The organism is Haloechinothrix sp. LS1_15, assembly GCF_033042135.1.
GTDB lineage: Bacteria > Actinomycetota > Actinomycetes > Mycobacteriales > Pseudonocardiaceae > Haloechinothrix.
In genome coordinates this window covers 338332-359319 of record NZ_WBXM01000003.1, presented here as the reverse complement: position 1 = coordinate 359319, position 20988 = coordinate 338332, and the positions used below count along the sequence as shown (strand labels likewise).

19 protein-coding genes are annotated in these 20988 nt (G+C 68.7%); 8 read left to right on the top strand and 11 right to left on the bottom strand.

The annotated features are described in order from the left end of the window. Positions 1-27 precede the first annotated feature (27 nt). The gene (locus F8178_RS06890) at positions 28-1395 is read right to left on the bottom strand and encodes an acyltransferase domain-containing protein (protein WP_317493818.1); all 1368 of its coding nucleotides are present in this window, start codon (positions 1393-1395) and stop codon (positions 28-30) included. Positions 1396-1464: 69 nt separating this feature from the next. Further along, positions 1465-2052, bottom strand: coding sequence for a TIGR03086 family metal-binding protein (locus F8178_RS06885; protein ID WP_317493817.1), 588 nt, complete (start codon positions 2050-2052; stop codon positions 1465-1467). A gap of 552 nt (positions 2053-2604) precedes the next feature. On the opposite strand from F8178_RS06885, the gene F8178_RS06880 reads away from it, so the two are divergent. Continuing rightward, positions 2605-3381, top strand: coding sequence for an AfsR/SARP family transcriptional regulator (locus F8178_RS06880; protein WP_317493816.1), 777 nt, complete (start codon positions 2605-2607; stop codon positions 3379-3381). Here the strand turns inward: F8178_RS06880 and F8178_RS06875 are convergent. Both F8178_RS06875 and F8178_RS06870 read right to left on the bottom strand, forming a co-directional pair. Continuing rightward, on the bottom strand, positions 3330-3878 hold the full coding sequence (locus F8178_RS06875; RefSeq protein ID WP_317493815.1) for an acyl-CoA dehydrogenase: 549 nt from the start codon (positions 3876-3878) through the stop codon (positions 3330-3332). The genes F8178_RS06880 and F8178_RS06875 overlap by 52 nt on opposite strands. A 58-nt stretch (positions 3879-3936) precedes the next feature. After that, complete coding sequence (locus F8178_RS06870; RefSeq protein WP_317493814.1) at positions 3937-5454, bottom strand: DASS family sodium-coupled anion symporter; 1518 nt, start codon at positions 5452-5454, stop codon at positions 3937-3939. A gap of 177 nt (positions 5455-5631) precedes the next feature. Here F8178_RS06870 and F8178_RS06865 point away from each other — a divergent pair, with 177 nt between their 5' ends. After that, positions 5632-6348: a TSUP family transporter gene (locus F8178_RS06865; RefSeq protein WP_317493813.1), complete on the top strand. Its 717-nt coding sequence runs from the start codon at positions 5632-5634 to the stop codon at positions 6346-6348. Positions 6349-6370: 22 nt separating this feature from the next. Here F8178_RS06865 and F8178_RS06860 read toward each other — a convergent pair whose 3' ends face one another. Together F8178_RS06860 and F8178_RS06855 are read right to left on the bottom strand one after the other, a co-directional pair. Further along, positions 6371-7501 carry a cobalamin-independent methionine synthase II family protein gene (locus F8178_RS06860; protein ID WP_317493812.1) on the bottom strand — a complete coding sequence of 377 codons (1131 nt, stop codon included), beginning with the start codon at positions 7499-7501 and terminating at the stop codon, positions 6371-6373. Positions 7502-7513: 12 nt separating this feature from the next. After that, the gene (locus F8178_RS06855; protein ID WP_317493811.1) at positions 7514-8188 is read right to left on the bottom strand and encodes a hypothetical protein; all 675 of its coding nucleotides are present in this window, start codon (positions 8186-8188) and stop codon (positions 7514-7516) included. Positions 8189-8382: 194 nt separating this feature from the next. Between F8178_RS06855 and F8178_RS06850 the strand changes: the two genes are divergently transcribed. Then, positions 8383-8892 carry a mycothiol transferase gene (locus F8178_RS06850; protein WP_317493810.1) on the top strand — a complete coding sequence of 170 codons (510 nt, stop codon included), beginning with the start codon at positions 8383-8385 and terminating at the stop codon, positions 8890-8892. A gap of 161 nt (positions 8893-9053) precedes the next feature. On the opposite strand, the gene F8178_RS06845 is transcribed toward F8178_RS06850, so the two are convergent. Together F8178_RS06845 and F8178_RS06840 are read right to left on the bottom strand one after the other, a co-directional pair. After that, a complete protein-coding gene (locus F8178_RS06845) occupies positions 9054-9539 on the bottom strand; it encodes a hypothetical protein (protein ID WP_317493809.1) in 486 nt (161 codons plus the stop codon). Positions 9540-10024: 485 nt separating this feature from the next. Continuing rightward, positions 10025-10369 (bottom strand): hypothetical protein, encoded by a 345-nt coding sequence (locus F8178_RS06840; protein ID WP_317493808.1) that lies wholly within the window; start codon positions 10367-10369, stop codon positions 10025-10027. A 117-nt stretch (positions 10370-10486) separates the two neighbouring features. On the opposite strand from F8178_RS06840, the gene F8178_RS06835 reads away from it, so the two are divergent. Further along, positions 10487-11686, top strand: coding sequence for an FAD-dependent oxidoreductase (locus F8178_RS06835; protein ID WP_317493807.1), 1200 nt, complete (start codon positions 10487-10489; stop codon positions 11684-11686). A 74-nt stretch (positions 11687-11760) separates the two neighbouring features. On the opposite strand, the gene F8178_RS06830 is transcribed toward F8178_RS06835, so the two are convergent. Continuing rightward, a complete protein-coding gene (locus F8178_RS06830; protein WP_317493806.1) occupies positions 11761-13317 on the bottom strand; it encodes an AbgT family transporter in 1557 nt (518 codons plus the stop codon). 231 nt (positions 13318-13548) lie between these two features. On the opposite strand from F8178_RS06830, the gene F8178_RS06825 reads away from it, so the two are divergent. Next, positions 13549-15486, top strand: coding sequence for a VWA domain-containing protein (locus F8178_RS06825; protein WP_317493805.1), 1938 nt, complete (start codon positions 13549-13551; stop codon positions 15484-15486). 67 nt (positions 15487-15553) lie between these two features. Here F8178_RS06825 and zwf read toward each other — a convergent pair whose 3' ends face one another. Next, positions 15554-16945: a glucose-6-phosphate dehydrogenase gene (gene zwf / locus F8178_RS06820; RefSeq protein WP_317493804.1), complete on the bottom strand. Its 1392-nt coding sequence runs from the start codon at positions 16943-16945 to the stop codon at positions 15554-15556. Positions 16946-17113: 168 nt separating this feature from the next. Between zwf and F8178_RS06815 the strand changes: the two genes are divergently transcribed. The 3 genes from F8178_RS06815 (at position 17114) to F8178_RS06805 (ending at position 20212) form a co-directional block, all read left to right on the top strand. Next, entirely contained in the window at positions 17114-17566 is a 453-nt protein-coding gene (locus F8178_RS06815; protein ID WP_317493803.1) for a DUF6319 family protein, read from the top strand. Positions 17567-17731: 165 nt separating this feature from the next. Next, entirely contained in the window at positions 17732-19102 is a 1371-nt protein-coding gene (locus F8178_RS06810; protein ID WP_317493802.1) for a DUF222 domain-containing protein, read from the top strand. A 144-nt stretch (positions 19103-19246) separates the two neighbouring features. After that, positions 19247-20212 carry a hypothetical protein gene (locus F8178_RS06805; protein WP_317493801.1) on the top strand — a complete coding sequence of 322 codons (966 nt, stop codon included), beginning with the start codon at positions 19247-19249 and terminating at the stop codon, positions 20210-20212. A gap of 64 nt (positions 20213-20276) precedes the next feature. Here F8178_RS06805 and F8178_RS06800 read toward each other — a convergent pair whose 3' ends face one another. Next, positions 20277-20966 carry a uracil-DNA glycosylase gene (locus F8178_RS06800; RefSeq protein ID WP_317493800.1) on the bottom strand — a complete coding sequence of 230 codons (690 nt, stop codon included), beginning with the start codon at positions 20964-20966 and terminating at the stop codon, positions 20277-20279. Positions 20967-20988: the final 22 nt, after the last annotated feature.

Sequence of the window (20988 nt, the reverse complement as noted above, 5' to 3'; positions counted from 1 at the left end):
CCTTCGACGGTTCCGGACTATGCGCGCTCAGCGGGTCTCGACGGGTTCGCCAGCGGCGAGCTGCCGCAGCAGCGCCGCGATCGCGGGTAGCGTCGGGTAGGCCCGCATCCTGAGGTTGTTGGGCGGGTTCGGTATGCCGTAGCGATCGAGCACCTTGGTGAACAGCTCGATCTGCTTCATGGAGGAGATACCCAGCTCGGCTTCGAGATCGGCGTCCTCGGTGAACACCTCAAGCGGGTACCCCACCGAACTCGCGAACAGTTCGGCCAATTCCGTGACGAGCGTGTCGTGCGGCGGCAACCCGGAATCGTCCGCGGCCTCTGGCGGTGGTTGCTGTGCGGCAAGCTCCTGAGCCGGGACAGCTCGAACGTCCGGAGCCGGGCGTGCGGCCTCGTCCGTGCGGTCCCGCTGCAACGCGGCGGTGAGATCACCGGCGCCGGGCACCACCCGTTGGAGCTGTTCGTCCAGCTCCCGTGCTGACATCCTGCGCGCGAACGGCGCGACCACCGTCGCGCTGGGAACCGTCTGCCGCGCCAGCTCCACCAACGCCTGTCTCGCCCCGCACTCGACGAACACGTCGACGCCGTCCTCCTCGAGCTCCCGGAGGGCCTGGAGGAACCGCACCGGCCGGTGGAGGTGCTCGACGTAGACCCGCCTGACGTCCTCGACGGTATTCACGTACCGGCCAAGAAGTGGTGAGTAGACCGGTCGCGTCGGGGGCCGCGCGGCGATGCCGTCGGCGACCTCGGCGAGCCAGCCCTCGAACGGGGCGAAGATCGGATTGTGGAACGGGTGCAGGCTCGCCAGCCGGGTAGCACGTATGCCGAGCGTCTCGGCGACGCGTTCCACCGCCCGCAGCCCGTCATCCCTGCCGGACAGCACCGTCTGCCGCGCGGAGTTGTACGCGGCGATGGCGAGCGACCAATCGTCGACGGCCGCCCGCATGTGCTCCGCGCGCCTTGGTGGGACCTCCACCGCCAGCATGCCTCCGGATACGTCCTGGTCCTGCTCCAGAACCTTGCCCCTGCCACATACCAGCAGCGTCGCGTCGGCAGCGGTGATGGCGCCGCCCGCCGCGAGCGCGGCTACCTCACCGACGCTGTGTCCCATGAGGACGTCACCGCTGACGTTCGCGGTGTCGAGCACTTCGTAACCGGCCAGCGAGGCGGCGAGGATGACCAGGGACAGCTCGGTCGGTCGTTGCATCAACTCGTCAAGTTTCGGGGCGTCCGGCTCGACGAGGCGGGCGGAGATGTCGGTGTATCCGAACTGGGCGGATGTCCGGTCGATGTCCGAGAGCACCTGGTTCACCCGTGGAGAATCGCCGTACTCGGCGAGAATTCCGGGGATGTAGGCTCCCTGCCCTGGAAAAAGTACTGCTGTTCGGTTGTTCATCTCGACTCCTCGACGCGGGGGATGGACACAGGTAAGGATTGGAAAGGCGCTTCGCGGTGATCCGGGACGTCACGGACCAGGGCGGGAGAAGTCCGGATCGCGACCGAGTAGGGCTACGAGCTGATCGCCCATCGTCGCGGTGGTACCGGTCTCCCGCGGCGGACCGAAGCTGGGCAGCGCCTGCGGATTGCCGCCGCCCAGTTGCGCGGCGAACAGCAAGGCCACCTTCGCCACCGAATCGGGAATGCGAACGTTCCTTCCTGCACTACGTGTGACGTCCCAGCCGTGCACGGACCATTCGATAATGCAGAGTTGTACCGTCAGCGTGGCGACAGGTTCCGGGGCGAACAGGATCGCGGACAACGAGCGTTCCGCGGCGCTGGAGTTCTCGTACAGCGCGACTATCGGGGCGGCGACCGCCTGGAAGGAGGCGCCCGGATCGGCTCCCAGATAGTCCGCTTCCGCGGTGTTTTCCGGGAGGAACTCACTCACGGTGACCGGACGCCCGGTCGTCACCTGCCAGAAGGCGTGTGTCGTTCCGATGAGGTGGTTAAGAACATGCCGGAGGTCCCACTTCTCGCACGGGGTAACCGCATCGAGCGGTGTTCCGGCCGCTCCGTCGATCGCATCGGAGGCGAATTCGTACGCTTTCTGCAATGCCGCGTAAGAAATTTTCTACGACCTCCTTTCCCGAAATTTGAGCTCCACCGGTTTCCCGGCTTCGAGCTCATCGCGCCACTCATCATGCTTCCCGTCTCTGATTACCTGGTGATCCCGCGACGACAGCGCGATCGTGCGGTCATGACCAGGCGGTGTCGCGGCAGTGACACCACGCTGAGGCCGCACTGACGCGCAGGCGACGCTGTGACAGCACATCCTTGACGGGGGCGTGGCAGGCAGGCGGCCCCATCGGGTCGGAAGCGTTCACCGGGAAGTCAAGAAATCTCGCAGAGGCAAGGATGTTTTCTCAATCGCGAAATAGAGAATTCTTGCCGAGCGATACAGACCTCCGCGCGGTCACATTTCGCGCCCATCCGAACACCCGTACGGCGGTTCAACGGGACGAAAGATACACGTAATGTATTCAACTGTGACCGACAGTAGTACGCGAGGTTCTCTCGCATACGACGCACCAGGCTCGCCTCCCGGCGGATCATCGCTGCTCGACCCGCGGCGTGTCGTGCCGGCTCCGTGTTCCATAGACCCGCCGTGATCCGATTCCGGGTCCTCGGTCCGCTCGAGATCCTCGGGCAGGCGGGGCAATGGGTGCCCGTCAGCGGCACACGCCGCAGGGCGTTGCTCGCGGTGCTCCTGCTCAACGCGGGCCAGGTCGTGTCGTACTCGCAGCTCATCGGCGAGCTGTGGCCGGAGGGGCCACCGCACGCTCCGAGCAACGCACTCCACGCCCAGGTCGTACGGCTGCGGGACAGCTTGAACCGTCACCTCGGTCCCGGGCAGGGGAAGCAGCGCATCGCCATGACCGACCAGGGTTACGCGCTGCACCTGGAACCGGGGGAGCTCGATCTGGCGGTGTTCGAGTCGCTGCGCGGGCAAGCCTCGGATCTCGCCGCCAGCGACCCGAGGTCGGCCATCGACAAGCTCGGGCAAGCACTGGCGCTGTGGCGCGACATCCCCTTCGGTGATCCACCTGAGGAACACGGTCCACAGCTCTACGCCGCCGCTGTCAGGCTCGAGGAGCATCGCTTGCTCGCGACGGAGGATCTCGTCGACCTCCGCTTGACAGCCGGCGACCACCGGCTCTTGATCGGCGAGCTCAAGGCACTCGTCGCCCGGTACCCGCTCCGCGAGCGGTTCTGCGAGCAGCTGATCGTGGCACTCGGCAGGTCAGGGCGCCGCGCGGAGGCCGTCGAGGCGTTCCGTGCCACCCGCAAGTACATGATCGCGGAGCTAGGGCTGGAACCGTCGTCAGCGCTCTACCAGAGGTTGCAGGAAATCCTCAACGATACGCAGGGACGTTCCGCGTGAGAGGTTCGGTGGTGCGCAACGCGGAGTTCCTCCAGCACGCCGAGCGCGGTCGCTCCCTGCCGGTCCCCGCTGGTGGCAGGCACCAGGTCGCCCCATCCCAACAGATCCATCCACGCGGCGACGTAGTCGTCCTTGCCGATGGGGGCATCCAGGGTCGCGGAGGTGATACCGAAAGCATTGACCAGCTCGGGCAGCCGCGCCGTGATGTCCCGGTACGCCCAGGCGAGCTGTTCCTCCGCCTGGCGCGCCTGCTCGGGATCCAGCACGCCACCTACGGTGAAGGCCAGCCCGTGTTGCTGGACCTGTTCGAGCCCGAAGGCCGTCGCCAGCGTCCGCATCAGCTCCGCTGCCTCGTCCCCGACGCTGCCCGCCGCCGCGAGACTGCACTCGTACCACCGGAGGAGCGCCAGCCACCAGCGTTCGCCGGGGCGCTCGTCGCCTTCCGGCCCAAGGCGGGCGAGGATCCGGAAACCACCGTCGACGACGATCTCCCGCACATCACCGACTGCTCCTGACGAGCTACATAGGACATACGATCGGCGCGTGATGGTCCCATCAGAAACTGATACCGAGGACCCAGCCGCCGACAGTGTAGGCGGCCAGCGTCACCAGCACGATACCGATCGCGTTGAGCCAGACCCCGCCTTTGATCATCTGGCCGATCGTGACGTGCCCGGAACCGAACACGATCGCGTTCGGCGGTGTCGCCACGGGCAGCATGAAGGCGCAGGTCGCCGCGAGCGCCGCGGGAACGACCAACAACAGCACGTCCATGCCGAGGCCGACCGCGACCGCCCCCAGGATGGGGACGAACACGCTCGCCATCGCGGTGTTGCTGGTCAGCTCCGTCATCAACAGCACGATAACCACCGCCGCGGCGACGAACAGCAGCGTGGGAAGCACGTCGAGGTTGGCGACCTGCTCGCCAAGCCACGATGCCAGCCCGGTTTCCTCGAACTGCGCCGAGAGCGCCAGGCCGCCGCCGAACAGCAGCAGGATGCCCCACGGCAGCTGCTTGGCTGTCTCCCAGTTCATCGTCCGGACGCCCCGCCCTGCGGGCAGGACGAACAGCAGCGCAGCGGCCGCGATGGCGATCACGCTGTCGTCGGCGTACGCCAACCACTCGAGGGCGGCCTCCCCCATGACCTCCTCGTCAGCCAGCAGCGGCAGCACGATCCAGGACGCCGCGGCACCGACGAACACCCCGAGCGCGTTCTTCTCGCCCCGCGACATCGGCCCCAGCTCGGCGAGCTGCCGCTGCAGCAGCTCCCGCCCGCCTGCCAGCTCGTCGAGCCGCGGCGGGTACACGAGCTTGGTCAGCACCAGCCACGCGATGAGCAGGAACACGATCGAGATCGGCAACCCGAAGAGCATCCACTGCCCGAAACCGATGTCGATGCCGTGGCTCTCGCTGAGGTAGCCGACCAGGAACGCGTTCGGCGGGGTACCGATGATGGTGCTCAACGAGCCGATGGACGCGGCATAGGCGATACCGAGCATCAGCGCGGTGGCGAAGTTCGGATCACCCCGGCCGTTGCCGAGCTGCAGCACGAGGCCGAGCACGGACAGCCCGACCGGGAACATCATCACGGCGGTGGCGGTGTTGCTGACCCACATGCTCAGAAACGCCGCGGCGACCATGAACCCGCCGATCAAGCGAACCGGGCTTGTCCCGACAATCAGCACGGTGCGCAGCGCGAATCGCTTGTGCAGTTGCCAGCGCTGCATCGCGAGCCCAATCACGAACCCGCCCATGAACAGGAAGATGATGTCGCTGGCGTACGGCGGGGTCACATCGCTGATCTCGCTGACCCCGAGCACCGGGAACAGCACCAGCGGCAGTAGGGCCGTGACCGGCAGCGGAATCGCTTCTGTCACCCACAGGGTCGCCATGACCACCGTGATCGCGGCCGTGGCCCTGCCGTCCGGCGGCAGGGTGTCGGGCAGCAGGAGGTAGGTCACGACCGCCAGCGCCGGTCCGATTGCCAGCCCGATCCACCGCCGGATCTCCCCGGATCCCGGGTCCCCGGCACCCGCGGGCGGGTGGCCCTGCACGACCTCCTGCCGCGACATCGCTACCTCCTCGCACAGCCGGATGGGGAGTCTAGATCGCAGCCAGGCGCCGTCCAAGACGCGCATCCGCGAGCGGTCGCCTTGGCGTTCCCGGCGGCGCCTGCCGCTTCGCGGTTGCCCCGTCAGGAAGATCACAGCGGCTGGCCCGGCCGCGCATGCGGACGTACGCTGCGCCCGGTGAGCTATGCCCTGGTGATCGCGGCGCTGGTGATCTTGCTCGGGGCCATCGTGCAGGGGGCGGCTGGCTATGGCATGAACCTCGTGGCGGCGCCGATCCTCGCGCTGGTGGATCCCGCACTGCTGCCCGCGCCGCTGCTGCTGCTCGCCGCTGTGCACGCCATCCTCGCCGCGACCAGGGAACGCCACCACGTGGACTGGTCGGGTGTCGGCTGGACCATGGTGGGGCGTCTACCAGGAACCGTCATCGGCGTGATCATCGTGGCCACGCTGCCGCAGGGCCCGTTCGCGATCGTGGTCGGCGTGGTGGTGCTGGCCTGCGTGCTGCTGTCGCTGACGAGCTGGCACCCGCGACCCACCCCGGGAGCGCTCACCTTGGGAGGCGGGGTCGGCGGCATCTTCGGCACCGCGGCCACTATCGGGGGCCCACCGATCGCGCTGCTGTACCAGCACCAGCGCGGACCGACGATCCGCTCCACCCTGGCCATGTACTTCCTGCTCGGCTCGCTGCTCTCGGTGGCCGCGCTCGCCGTCGGCGGCCAGGTGGACACCACGGCACTCCTCCAGGCGGCCGCGTTGCTGCCGTTCATGCTGCTCGGCTTCGCTCTGTCCAACCCGGTGAAGCGGTTCCTCGACACCGGCTGGATGCGCACAGCCGTGCTCACGGTGGCCTCGGTCAGCGCGGCCGTGCTGATCGTCGAGAACGCCGTCGGCTGACCGGCGGTCGACCGGCCTCGGCTCACGCGCTCCCGAATGCCCGTTCCGCGGTGGTCACCACAAGCTCCAGCTTGCGCCGCTGATCCTCGCCGCTGAGCCGGTTGCCGTGCAGCGAGGTCGCGAACCCGCACTGGGTGCCGATGGCCAACCGCTCGAGCCCAACGCGCTGGCTCGCGTCGTCGACCCGCGCCAGCAGTTCCCGATGCGGCTCCAGCCGCGGGTGCTTGGTGGTGACCAGACCGAGTACGACCACCCTGTCCTCCGGTACGAACCGGAGCGGGTCGAACCCCCCTGAGCGCTCGTCGTCGTACTCGAGCAGCAACCGGTCGGCCCTGAGCGTGGTGAACACCGGCCGGGCAATCGACTCGTAGGCGCCGGAGACGAGCCAGCGACTGTCCTGATTGCCCCGGCACAGGTGAAACCCGAAGGTGGCGGGCTGTCCCGCGGCGATGACGGCGTTGTCCAGCTCGATGCCGTAACCGAGCCACCGGTCCGCGTCCCAGCCTCTCGCCTCGTAGAACTCCCGCCACCGGGGATCCACCAGCAGCGGGTAGTGCGGAGCGTCGAGCTGGATGTAACGGCAACCGAGCCGGACCAGCTCGCGCACCTCGTCGCAGAGGATCTCCACCACATCGGACAGGAAGTCGTCGAGCGTGCGGTACGGGCCAGAGGAGGTGGGTGACCACAGCCCGGCGAACAGGCTCGGGCTCGGCAGCGTCACCTTGATCGTGGGCGCCGTACCGCCCGTCCCGTCCAGGTGCGCGCGCAGGAACGTGAACTCCTCGGCTGCCAGGTTGCGGCGCTTGCGCAGCCGACCGACCACCGCGAGCTCGCCGGGACGCTCGACGTGCCGGTGGCCGAACTCCTCGGAGTACCAGTCACCCCACAGCCAGGCATCGAGCTCCGCGCCAGCCACCCCATCGACCGCGGCGGTGAACTCGCCCTGGAACGATTCCCGACGCAGCTCCCCGTCGGTGACGACGGGGCAGCCAGCCTCGCGTTGCAGCGCCACCACCTCGCGCACGGCGCGATCCTCCGTCGCCTTGAACGAGGCGGCGGTGAGCCTGTCCCGCTGCCGCTCCGAACGGGCAGCGAGCAAGTAGTCCGGCCGCAGCAGGCTTCCCACGTGCTCCGCGCGCGCGACGAGACCCATTCCCGCTAACCGTCAGCGCCCGTCGGTGCGCAGCGCGAAGTAGGCCAGTAGGTGGAGTCCACCGTTGCGTGTGCGCCACAACATCCTGCCGAGGTGAACTCCAGGGACGAGTTCCACGAGCTCGTCCCGGATCGACTGGATGATCAGCTTCGGGTTCTCCGCTGCGGGCCGTCCCGCCGCCGCGTAGTCGATGACCAGTACGTCCCGGTGCGGCTGCAGCGCACCCGGCTCCACCCTGGTGGTGAAGTCGAACGCCGCGAGCCTGCCATCAACCTCCCGCATCCGGTACCGGGGCCACGGGATCCGGCTCGGCCAGCGAGCGCTACGGGCGAGCAGGTTGTCCCCCGCTTTCCGCTCGGCGTCGAACCGCTTGCCGACCCACGGCATCCACGCCGTGGTCACCGTCGCGAAGAACCGGTCGACGAGCGGGTGCACGGTGAAGCTGACGAGGATGCCCCTCGTCGACCCGCTGATCCCCGTCGAGGGTGATCCGGCCGCGAACAGGGACGCGAGCTCGGCCGTGGCGCGCTCCCGGTCGCCTGACACCCGGCTACCCGCTTCCACGATCATCGCCCACGCCTGGTCGGCCGCCGCCGTGGGATCACGCTCGACCAGCTCGCGGATCAATGTCAGCCTGGTTCCCGCCGTATGAGCGCCGGAGGCGGCGTCGCCACGTGGTGTGCTCATGCTCGCTCCCCGCGTCCGCAACCTTACTGGGAAGTAGTCTAGGTGTGCCTTCGACACCGTGTCCATCGACTGGCCAGCACGCTCACCGCACCCCCGACCGTCGCGGGATGGCGACGCCGCCGTGCGCCCGCACGCCGAGCACGGCACAATCACCGTCACCGCACGACAGCGCCGACCCGACGGTGGAGCTTGCGATGACCAGTGCTGATGTTCTCGCCGACGCGTACGGCAGGGTCAACGAATCCGTCCACGAGGCGGTCACCGACCTGACCGTGGACGACCTGCACGAACGCCTCGACAGCGACGCCAACCCGATCGCCTGGCTGGTGTGGCACCTAACGCGGGTGCAGGACGACCATATCGCCGACGCCAAGGGCACCGAGCAGCTCTGGACGACCGAGGGCTGGTCGGAACGGTTCGACCTGCCGCTGCCCACCGCGACCATCGGTTACGGGCACAGCAGCGCCGAGGTGGCCGCCGTCCGGGTGACGTCCCCACATCTGCTCACCGACTATCACGATGCCGTCCACGCGCGCACCGTGCGCTTCGTGACCGGTCTCGACGACTCGCAGCTGGACCGGGTCCTCGATGCCCGGTGGGACCCGCCGGTGACGCTCGGCGTGCGGCTCGTCAGCGTCATCGCAGACGGGTTGCAGCATGCGGGGCAGGCGGCATTCATCCGGGGGATCCTGCTGCGCCGCTGATACCCGCGAAGCGCCAAGCCGAACGCCTCGACACGACCGTCCAAAACCGACTGGCCGGAATGAGCGCATGATGTGCGGAGCGATCCAGCGGTCACGGCTCCCCGGGGCCGTATCCGGCTCCGGGGAGTGACACTACGGCCGCAGCAGGTGCTGCACCCGCCTTACTTCGCCGTGCTCTCCGCTGCGACGCTCGCCCGGTGCATCACGGGGTAGATCGCCCCGACGGCCGCACCGTACACGATGTGGCCGATGAAGCTAAGGGCGTTCCAGTCCGGCACCGGCGGGTCCATATCGGTCACGCCACCGATCCAGGCGGGCATGACGAACGCCGCGAAGATCAACCACACCACGATGCCGAACACCGCTCCGGGGATGGCGCCCGTCGGGAACCCTTCCACGATCCGGGCAAGCGGGCGTACCGCCCGCGTGAGCCCGACGAAGACCAATCCGAAGAAGATGCTGTGCAGCAGGTGGAAGATCCATCCGGCGATCATGCTGCCTTCGAATCCGTAGAGTGCTCCCACCATGGGGATGAACTCCGGCGGCACCATCACCACCGCGAAAAGTACACCGGCGATACCACCCGCTACCGCACCGGCGTTCAACGGACTGACAGCCCTGACGGCACGATCGTTCGCCACTGTCATCACTTCCTTCAACGAGCGATTTCGCCCTTTTTGCCAAGTGTAGTCCGCGTGAGCACAGTGGACCAGCCGAAGCGAGAGGCGATGTCGAGATCGGCCCGTCGGGCCTCGGTGCTGGCGCGAGTAGTCACCCCGGACACCCTCACCCGCGACGCCGATCTCCTGCGTAAATACGTACAGTTACATACTGGGTGCTCATAGTTATTACCCGAAGGTGTGGCCTACTGCCGGTCTCCGGCGGGGCGCCATCACCGCCGGAGACCGCTCGCGGGCCGGTAAGAGCGCGGCCACGGCGTCGCCGGCCCGACCTGTGGCACCGGGCGAACGTTCCCACGCCGCGCCGGTGGACAGCCGAGCAGGACACGTGAACACACACTGAACCGTACACAAAAGACACTCGGCAGAGCACTTCACGCTAGTCGCCGCCGACTCCGGTGCGGTGTCGTGTTCGGACATGACACCCGCCTCGTGCGTACCGAGCCGGCCCCTCAGCCGCGGATCGCACGGTTGATCAGATCACCGCTGCTGTCCAGGCACTCCACGCACAGCACCGCACCGTTACGGGGGAAGACCACCCGGACCAGCTTCCGTTGCCGGAAACCGAGGAACGTCTCCCGCGCGTGCCTGCCACAGCTCTCGCAATCAGTGGTGTCGTGACGTTCCAGCCGCGCAGGCGGCGAGTTCTCCTCCGGCAACCCGGGCGTGCCGTGTGAGGCTACGAACAGCCCTGCCTCGATGCAATCGGCACAGATCGGTCCCGCGGGCATCGGCGCGCGGTGCTGCTGCGTACTGCGGGTGCGAGCGCAGTACCGACACACGGTGTTGGCGTTCATGACCTCCTGAGAATACCACCGGCAGGGCTGTGTCAGGCTCGGCCGCGCCAGCACTGAGCAGGCGCTGTGGCGGCGTCGTTACCGGTGTCACACAGCCACGACGGACGAGGAGGTCGGGTGCGCATCGCGGTGATCGGCGCGGGTGTGGTCGGGGCGAGCGTGGCTCGGGAGCTCGCCACGCGCGGGGCCGACAGGACCGAGGTGACGGTGTTCGAGCAGTGGCATCCCGGATCGGGCACCTCTGCGAGCACCTTCGCGTGGGTCAACTCGAACGAGAAGCGACCGGACTCCTACCACCGGCTCAACGTCGCGGGTTGCGAGGAGCACCGGCGGCTGGCCACCGACCTGGCGGGGACACCCCGATGGTACTTCCCGACAGGCAACCTCGCGTGGGCGTGTGACCCCGGCGACCGCACCGAGCTGGAGGATCGCGTGGCGCGGCTCGATCGGCTGGGATACCCGTATCGCTGGATCGAGCCCGCCGAGCTGACCGACCTCGAACCGGACATCCGCCCGCCCAACGCAGTCGATCGCGTCGCCTTCTTCCCCAGCGAGGGCTACGTGCAGCCCGCGCTGCTGCTGGCGCGCCTGCTCGGCGAGGCGGTAGACCGGGGCGTGCGGCTGCGCCACCCGGTCACGGTGCGCGCGCTGGAACCCCGGGCGAACGGGGTCGACGTGGTACTCGCGGACGCCGAACGCCTCCGGTTCGACCGCGTGGTGTGCTGCGCAGGCCGGTCGACCGAGGGTCTCGCCGCCACCGTGGGCGCCCGGATCCCGCTGCATCACGACGGCGCGGCGGGTTCCGGGGTGGCGGACTCCCGCCCCGCAGGCAGTGGGCACGGCGGCGCGAGCGCGGGTCTGCTGGCCACCACCGATCCCGTACCCGCACGGCTGTCGCGGGTACTGACCACACCCGAGCTGAACGTGCGCCCGGATGGCGGTGGGCGCCTGCTGATGCACGCCCCCGACCTCGACACCGCTGTCGAGGCGGATCCGGCTGAGCTCGCCGAGCGGCACGGGGACGGGGATGTGGCGCGGCTGCTGCGGGACCGGCTCGCCAAGCGGCTCGCCCGCACCGGGGACGCGGCCATCGCCACGCTCCGGTTCGGCAGGCGGGTGCTGCCCGCCGACGGCCTGACCGTGGCGGGTTTCGCCGACCCGAATACCCGGCGGTGCTATGTCGTCGCCACCCACAGCGGCGTCACGCTTGGACCGCTGCTCGGCAGGTTGACGGCGGGCGAGGTACTCGATAGCACCGAGGCACCGCAGCTGGCCGGGTACCGACCCGACCGTTTCGACACCGCGGCAGGCAGCTGACCGCCTGCCGCCTGCCGCCTGCCGCCTGCCGCCTGCCGCCTGCTGACACCGTAGGGTCGCAGGCGGCAGCGGTGTCAATCGATCGGCACCCCGGGTCCGAGCGGCAGCCCAAGCGCGTACCAGCCGAGGAAGAACGCCACCCACGTCACGAAGAGCGCCACCGACAGCGGCAGCGTCAGCGAGATCAGCGTGCCGATCCCGGCGTTGGACCGGTACCGCTGGATGAACCCGAGGATCAACACGAAGTACGGGCTCATCGGCGTGATGATGTTGGTGGTCGAGTCGGCGATGCGGTACAGCGCCTGGGTGACTTCGGGCTCCACCCCCAGCAGCATGAACATCGGGATGAACACCGGGGCGATGAGGGTCCACTGCGCCGAACCGCTGGTGATCAGCATGTTGAGCAACGCGGCAAAGATAATCATGCCGACGAACAGCACAGCCGTCGGCAGCGCGAGATCACCTAACCATTCGGCGCCCCGGATCGCCAGCACCTCGGCCATGCCCGACCAGTCGAAGTACGCCAGGAACTGCGCAGCCGCGAAGAACAGCACCAGCACCGGCGCCAGGTCGCGCACCCCTTTGGCCATGAACGTGGGGATGTCCACCGGCCTGGTGATGGTGCCGACCACCACGCCGTAGGCGATTCCGACCAGCATGAACACCACACCCAGCAGCACCGCGATCCCCTCGATCAGCGGGGAAGCCATCACCGATCCGTCATCACCGCGGAACACGGACCCGGATGGCACCAGCGCCGCCGTCACCAGCACCGCGCAGGCCAGCAGGGTAAGGCCAGCGGCGAGCAGCCCGCGCCGCTCGAGCCTGTTCACCACCAGCTCCCCCAGCTCGTTATCCCCCTCGGTAGCGTGCCCCGACTCGTCGTCCGCGGTCGCGTCGCTGCGCTTGCTCAGCAGCAGCTCGGTCACCAGGGTGATCACGATCGCCAGGACGATCGCGCTGGCGGCGTTGAAGAAGTAGTTGGCGATCGGGGTCACCACGTGGTCGGGATCGATGAAGCTCGCCGCCTCGGTGCTGACCCCGGCGAGCAGCGCATCGGTCGGGGCGATCACCAGAGTGGCGTTCCACCCCGCGGAGACCGCGGCGAAGGCGACGATGATCCCGACCACCGGGCTGCGGCCAACCGCCTGGAACACCAGCGCGGCCAGCGGGACCAACACCACGTACGCCGCGTCGCTGGCGACGCTGCCGCAGATACCGGTGAGGGCGACGACGAAGGTGAGCCACTTGGCGGGTACCCGCGTGACGCTGCCGCGCAGCATCGCGGATAGCAGCCCGCTCTGCTCGGCGACCACGACGCCCAGCATCATCACAAGGATGAGCCCCAACGGCGGAAAGTTCACGTAGTTGTCGACGGCGTCGGCGAAAATGACCTGGATGCCCTCGGCGGACAGCAGACCGCGCACCTCGACCCGCTCGCCGTCCATCGGCGAGACCGCGTATGCGCCGAGCCGTTCCAGTACCGTGCTGAGCACGAGCACGACACCGGCGAGGATGACGAACAGCCAGAACGGGTTGGGCAGTTTGTTCCCGACGCGCTCGACGCCTCGCAGAAACGTCAGTACCAGCGAGACGCCGCGCCGGGGTTGCTGCTCGGTTGTACTACTCACACCAGCTCCTTCGCGCGCGGGCGCGCTCGTGGCGCGCCCGCTTGCTGATCGTGTCCTTGTGGGAGCCGGACTATTGTGAAGCACGGCACCTGACGGCCTGGCGACGGGGTTACCGCTGTTCACCATGGGCTCGCCGAGCGGGGCACGGCGAGCGGGCCGCAGGGAACCGTGCGCGCCTCTATCGCGTCCCAGCGTGCGATCATCGCACTCGATCGCGTGGGAGTAAGACGTATGAGGAGCTGCAACCCCGGCCGGGTCCGCCACCGGCTCACCGCAGTGACGGCCGCGGTCGGCCTCGTGACCGGAGTCGCCGCAGTACCGGCTGCGGCGCAGCAGACGGGTGAGAGCGGCGAGGACGCGATGGCACCGGTGATGCTGGTGCTCGACGCCTCCGAGTCGATGACCGATCCCGATCCCGGCGGCAGGTCCAAGATGGACGCGGCCAAGTCGGTGCTGATCGATATGCTGGAGCAGCTACCGGACGAGGCCGAAGTGGGTCTGATCGTCTACGGCAGTGAAGTCGACGCCGCCGAAGGACCGGAACTGTCCTGCGAGGACATCGCCACCGCGTTCCCTGTCGGTCCGCTGGACCGGGAGGCGATGACCTCGGCCGTGGCGGATATCGAGGCACGCGGTTGGACGCCGATCGGCGGTTCGTTGCGGGCCGCCGCCGACGGGCTGCCTGGTGAAGAGCCGCGCTCGATTCTGCTGATCTCCGACGGTGCCGAGACCTGTGCCCCGCCGGAGGCCTGCGATGTGGCAGAGGATCTCGAGCAGGCAGGCACCAAGCTGACGATGCACACCATCGGATTCGACGTCACCACCGACGCCCGGCGTGAGCTGGAGTGCATCGCCGAGGCTGGTAACGGCGAGTACGTCGAAGCGCCGGATGCCGAGGCACTCGACGACGAGCTGCCCCGGCTCACCGAGTCCGCGCTGCGCAGCTACGAGGCCAGCGGTATCCCGGTGACCGGCACTGAGGCGGTCGACGACGCTCCCGCGCTGCTGCCTGGACAGTACGTCGACAGCGTCAACAGCGATGCGACCCGCTACTACGGGCTGCGCGTACCGGAAGGAATGGCCGCGCACGTCGCGGCAACGCTGATCCGCCCGAGCGACGAAGGAGCAGGCGGCACCGCGGCAAGCTACCTCGACGCCAAACTGGTCGACCGCGACCACGACCAGTGCGACTCCGACCGCAGTATCGACAGCGACATGACATGGAACGCCCACAACACAGCCTCCGTCAGCATGCGCGCCGGTTCCGGCGGGAGCTGCTCCAGCGAGGACGGCCATTACTACCTCCGTGTCGAACGCGGCAGCTCGGAGCGAGCGCTTGGCGAGCGTGATCTGGAGATCCTCGTCGCCTTCGAACCACCCACCTCGGAGGACCACGGCCCCTCGCCCGAGGGGATCGACGAGCCCGATGACCTTCCCGGCGAGCCGGAGCGGCTACCGGGAGGTGGTTCCTTCAACGTCGCCACCGAACTCGCAGACAGCGGTACCTACGTCGACGAGCTGCACTACGGCGAGGCCATCTTCTACCGGGTCCCGCTCGAATGGGGTCAAGGGTTGGCGTACCAGGTCACCCTGGGCGACACCGCAGGCCCTTCGCTGGACACCACGGCCAACATCACGACCGAGCTGTACAACCCGGTGCGTGACAACAGCGACGTCGCGACTAGGAACTCGACCGCCTACACCGGCAACGTCCTGGACCTCGACGTCATCGCCATCCCCACCGTGTACGCCGGTAACCGCAGCCTCAGGGGGGCACCCGGGATGGCCGCGCTCGCAGGCGATTACTACATCGTCGTCCAGCTCAACCCCTCCGGCGGGGACGTGGGGCCGGTGGATATGACGCTCGCACTCCAGATCTACGGCGATCCCGCCGACCCGCCCGCGTACACCAGCATCGACCACTACCCAGCCACGCTCATGTACGACGGTGCGGGCCTCACCGATGGCGGCGAGGCCAGCGACGGCACCGGATCCGTCGCCGAGGCCGAGTCGGGCCACCAGCGAAGTGAACACTCGACCTCGGGCAGCCGTGTCGAACTACTGAGCGACGCCCGGGTGCTCGGTGCGGCGGGCACCTTCGTCGTCCTGCTCGCCGGAACCATCGGCGGCATCTGGTGGTGGGCGCGCCGCCTGCCAGCCGGCGGGTGACCAGGTACTACACGCGTGGGTGCGGTACGCCTCAGTGCAGCCGTGGGAGAACCGTCCTGATCGGACACTAGACGGCCGGGGTGTGCCAGCTCCTGCCGGGCGTGAGCAATGTGTCGGCTTCGGCCGGTCCCCACGATCCCGGGCGGTACGGGTACACCGGGCCTGGCGCGTCGAGTGCGGGCTGCACGACGCGCCAGGCCTCGTCGACCGCGTCGGCGCGGGCGAACAGCCGCTGGTCACCTTTGAGCGCATCGTCAAGCAGCCGTGCGTAGGCGTCCTCGCGCGCGCCCTCCACACGCTCGTCATAGGTGTAGCTCAGCTCGACCGGCCTGCTGACGATGCCCTCCCCCGGGGCCTTCATGTGCACCGCCATCGAGACGCGCTCCCCTGGTTTCGTTCGGAACACCAGGTGGTTCGGGCGCGGCGGCGGGTCGTCTGGCCGCGCGAAGAACAGCTGCGGTGGCCGTTGGAACTCGACCAGTACCTCCGTGACGGTCGTCGCGAGCTGCTTACCTGCCCGGATGTAGAACGGCACCCCCGCCCACCGCCAGGAATCGATCTCGGTTTTCACGGCGACGAAGGTCTCCGTTTCGGAGTCGGCGGCGACGCCGTCCTCGTCGCTGTAGCCGGTGAACTGCCCGCGCACCACCGTGGCCGGGTCCAGGGGCTGCATCGCGCGCAGCACCTTGACCTTCTCGTCGCGTAACGCTTGCGCATCGGTACTCACCGGCGGTTCCATGGCCGCGAGGGTGGCCACCTGGAGCAGGTGATTCTGCACGACGTCCCGCAGCGCCCCGACCTCGTCGTAGAACGGACCCCGCCCGGCGACGCCGAAGTCCTCGGCCATGGTGATCTGGACATGGTCGATGTGATGCCGGTTCCACGCGGGCTCGAGGAGGGTATTCGCGAACCGCAGCACGAGCAGGTCGAGCACTTCATCCTTGCCCAGGAAGTGGTCAATGCGGAACACCGCGTCCTCGTCGAACCGGTGGCGAAGGCACCGGTTGAGGTGCCTTGCCGAGGCGAGGTCCCGCCCGAAGGGCTTCTCCACGACGATCCGGCTGTGCTCGTTGAGCCGGAACGTGGCCAGGTAGTCGATCACGGTCTCGAACAGGCTGGGCGGGATCGCGAGGTACAGCAGCGGGTGTTCGGAGCCGGTCAGCGCCTGCTGCAGCCGCTCGTAGGTCTGCCGGTCACCGTAGTCACCCTGCACGTAACGCAGCGCGGAGACCATCCGCTCCACCGCGCTCTCGTCGACCGGATCCGGTCCGAACCGCGTGACGGCATCCCTGGCGTGCTGACGCAGCTTCGTCGTGGACCAATCGGACCCGGCGACCCCCACCACACGCTGCGGCAACCGCCCGGTCGCAGCGAGCTCGGCAAACGCAGGGAACAGCTTCTTCCGCGCCAGGTCGCCCGTGGCGCCGAACACCACGATCGCGTCACATCGGTCCCGCATCTTGCCCTCCGCTATGGTGTGCGAGCTCCACACTAGACCGGCCTGCGTGCTCACGCAGCGACGAGCCCCCGCGCCGGTGTCCGAGAGCAGCGTCCTGGACACACCGAACGGGTGTTCTATACTCTGGCGCGGCGACCGTACCCGTCCACCGAGGAGACGACACCGACCATGACCGCAGACACCGCTTCCGAGCAGCAGGGCGAGACCACCGGCGAGAACAGCACCACGGGCACCGCCACCAACGCGGCTTCCGAGGCAGCAGCGAACTCCGACTCGTCCGGTCAGGCCGGTACCGAGGGTGAGCAGTCCACCTCCAAGCGCGGCCGCCCGAAGGGTGCCTCGGCGAAGAAGACCAGGACCGTGCAGCTCACGCTGACCGTCACCGGCACGGCGGATGGCAACTGGCAGGCCGAGCTCAAGCACGGCGGCACGTGGGTGGCACGCGGCCTCGACGTCCCCGCTTCCGCCGTCTCGCGCGCGGCCAAGGAACTGCACGATGAGCTTTCCGGGCCGATCGACGATGTCATCAACGCCGCGCGCGAACAGCAGCAGGCGAAGGTGGCCCAGCTGGAGGCCGAGCTGGAGCAGGCCAAGAAGGCCCTAGCCGAGCTGGAGAGCTGACCGGAGGTAGCCGGTTGCCGTACGACCCGGGAGCCGGGGACGACTGCGCTGCCGCGGCCACGGTCGGGGCGGTGTCGCGACACGACCGCCAGTCCAGTAGGTGCGCCTACCCACCTACCGAGGTCACGGTTGTGTATCGAACACCAGTTCGTTATTCTGTGTTATGTGGCACAGTTTGTGGAGGCTGCTCATCCGGCCGGGGTGTTGTTCCTGCCGGAGGATGTGGTGCCGCCCGCGGAGTTCTCCGTCGAGGAGTGGGCGGAGATCGATTGCCGGGCGCTGTCCGGTGGCGAGATCGCCGAGCTGGATGCCGACCGCACGGTGGAGCTGCTGGCGGCCGCCCGCCGGATCCGGGCGGCCGCCGACGCGGCCGAGGCGCATGCGTTGGCGCGGCTGGATGCGCTGCGTGGCGGGGATCGGTATGTGGCCGATGAGGCTGCCCTGGAGCTGCGCCTCTCGCGGCAGCAGGCCCAGGCCCGGCTCGAGCGGGCGCGCCAGCTGACCCGCCGGATGCCGCGGCTGCTGGCACGCATGCACCACGGCGACCTCGAAGGCCACACCGCCGGGCGGGTGGCCGACACGGTCGCGGTGCTCGACGACGACACCGCCCGCCAGCTCGATGCCCGGCTCGACGAGAAACTCGACTCCGGGCGGGTGGATATCCACAACCCCGCCAATCTGGCCCGCGCCGCCCGCCGGCTGGTCGAACACCTCGATCCCCGGGGCCAAACCGCCCGCGCCCGCCGCGCCAGAGCCGGCCGCACGATCGAGCTGCTGCCCGGCGAGCACGGCATGTCCACCCTGCTGTTCGACCTGCCCGCCGAGATCGCCGCCTCAGCGTATGGCCGCATCGATGCCACCGCCCGCCGCATCCGCAACACCGGCGACGCCCGCACCCTCGACCAACTCCGCGCCGACGTGGCCGCCAACCTACTCCACGAACGCACCCCCGGCAGCCCCTCGACCTCCCCCAAGGCGGCCGATGCGGTAGACGCGGCCACGGTATTCCTACACATGCCCATCGACACCGCCCTGGGCATCAGCGACAGCGGGTGCGAGCTCGCTGGCTACGGACCACTACCGGGTCCCATCGCCCGCGAGATCATGAGCAACCCCAACAGCCTCTGGCGCAAGGTGCTGACCGACCCCGCCTCCGGCGCCGTGCACGATGTCGGCCGCCGCTACCGGCCCACCGCCGCCATCCGCGACCTCGTGGCCATCCGCGACGCGGAATGCACCATACCGGGTTGCCACCGCCCCGCCCAGCGCTGCGACTTCGACCACCAACAAGCATGGCAACACGGCGGCAGCACCAGCGCCACCAACGCCGCAGCCAAATGCGAACACCACCACAGCATGAAGGACACCCCCGGCTGGACCATCCACACCGACCCGGTCGCCGGCACCACAACGCTGACCACCCCCACCGGCCGCACCCACACCACCCACCACCACCCGAAGAACGAACCTCCAATACAAAAACCCCCGCCACCAGCAACCAACCCACCACCCGAGGACGCCCCACCACCCTTCTGACCAGTGCGATCGCGGACGGGGGCGTCACACGCTCGTCATCCGGAGTTCGCCCGATCGCTCCGAACGGACCTACCGGAGGTCACTCCATCGTGGAAGTCTGCCGCATGTCCGCGAGCTGTTTCCCGACGACGTCAGGAGTGCGTGATGCGGCCCTACCTGCTTTTCGATGCCCACTGCGGTGAGTGTTCCAGCATCGCCCGGACCGTGCGTGAGATCGCGGGTGACCGCGTGACCCCCCGCAGCATGCATGACCCGGAGCTACGCCCGCTGGTCGAGCGGGCACGCCCCGATGGTCCCGACGAACCCCTGCTGCTGGAAACCAACGGCGACGAGGTGCGGATCCGTTCCGGGTTCGGTATGCGGCTGCGGCTACTCCGGCTGCTCGGCCCCGGCCGGGCGTTCCGACTGGCGGCGCGGCTGAGCTCCACCGGTACCGGCGCTACCGGCCACGTACCGGACGCGCTAGGCAGGCGCGCCGCGCTGTCCCGAGCAGCGGGCGTCGCGCTCGCTAGCGTCGGCGTCCTCGCCGGGTTCCGGTTCGGCACCGCCACCGCCTCGGCTTCGACTTCCGGGAACCTGACTCCGGTGACCGATCCCGCCGTCCTTGACCGGCTCCGCGACACGGCGGCGGCACGCTCGGCGGCCACCTCCTTCGGGACACCGCGCTGGGACGCCGTGTACCGGGGCGACGGCCCGGCCGGTCCCTTCTACCTGCTCAGCCACGCCGGGAACACGTTCACCGCGATCGGCGACCCGGCGGCCGGAGCCGATCCCCTCGGCCTGTCCTTCCGGGTGCGGCGCCGACTCGGGCACCTGCGAGTGGATTGGCTGCACCCGGAGGGCATCGAGCTGCTGCACTCCGACTTCGACGGCGACGGCAATGCCGACCACACCCGGCCCGCGCAGCAGGAAGAGGACGGCTTCGAGCGCTTCGTCGACTTCATGATCTGCTTCGGCCGGTGCGCCGCGCCGCAAGCCCCCGCGTGCGGCCCCGACTGCATCGCGTGCGGCTTCGATTTCGGGCTCAACCAGCCCTGCCTGGCCTGCGCCGGGTGCGTGGCCTCGATCGGCCTCGGCTGCGCCTCGATCTGCCAGGACGAGCTCTCCTGAGGCGCCACACCGCCTCCAGCGGGAGCCGGCACCGGCGCAGCCAGGGGCGGGCACGGTCGGGTCGCTACGGCAACTTCCAGTCGATCGGTTCGGCATCCTGCTCGGCGAGCAGCGCGTTGGTGCGGCTGAACGGCCGCGACCCGAAGAAGCCGTAGTGCGCGGACATCGGGCTGGGATGCGGAGACTCGACACATCGCACCGCGCCGGACTCCTGCTGCAGCATCGGCTTGAGGTTCCGCGCGTTACGCCCCCACAGGATCGCGACCAGCGGCTTGCCGCGCCTGGCAAGCGCCCGGATCGCCTGCTCGGTGACCTCTTCCCAACCCTTGCCCTGATGCGAATTGGGTTTACCCGCCTGCACCGTCAGCGCCCGGTTCAGCAGCAGCACACCACGTTCGGACCACGGGGACAGGTCACCCGTGCTCGGCATCGGGTATCCCAGGTCCTCGCAGTACTCCTGGAAGATGTTGATCAGGCTCTTCGGCAGCGGTCGGACATCGGGAGCCACCGAGAACGACAACCCCATCGGATGACCCGGCGTCGGGTAGGGGTCCTGCCCCACGATCAACACCCGCACGTCCTCGAACGGCTGCTGGAACGCCCGCAGCACGTTCTCGCCTGAGGGCAGGTAGTCACGCCCCTGGTTGATCTCGGCTCGGAGGAACTCCCCCATCGCCGTGATGCGCTCGGCCACGGGCGCCAGTGCCTCGGCCCACCCTGCTTCCACGATTTCCGGTAGCGGTCGCGCTGACATAGTCATGAAGCCTAACCTGCCC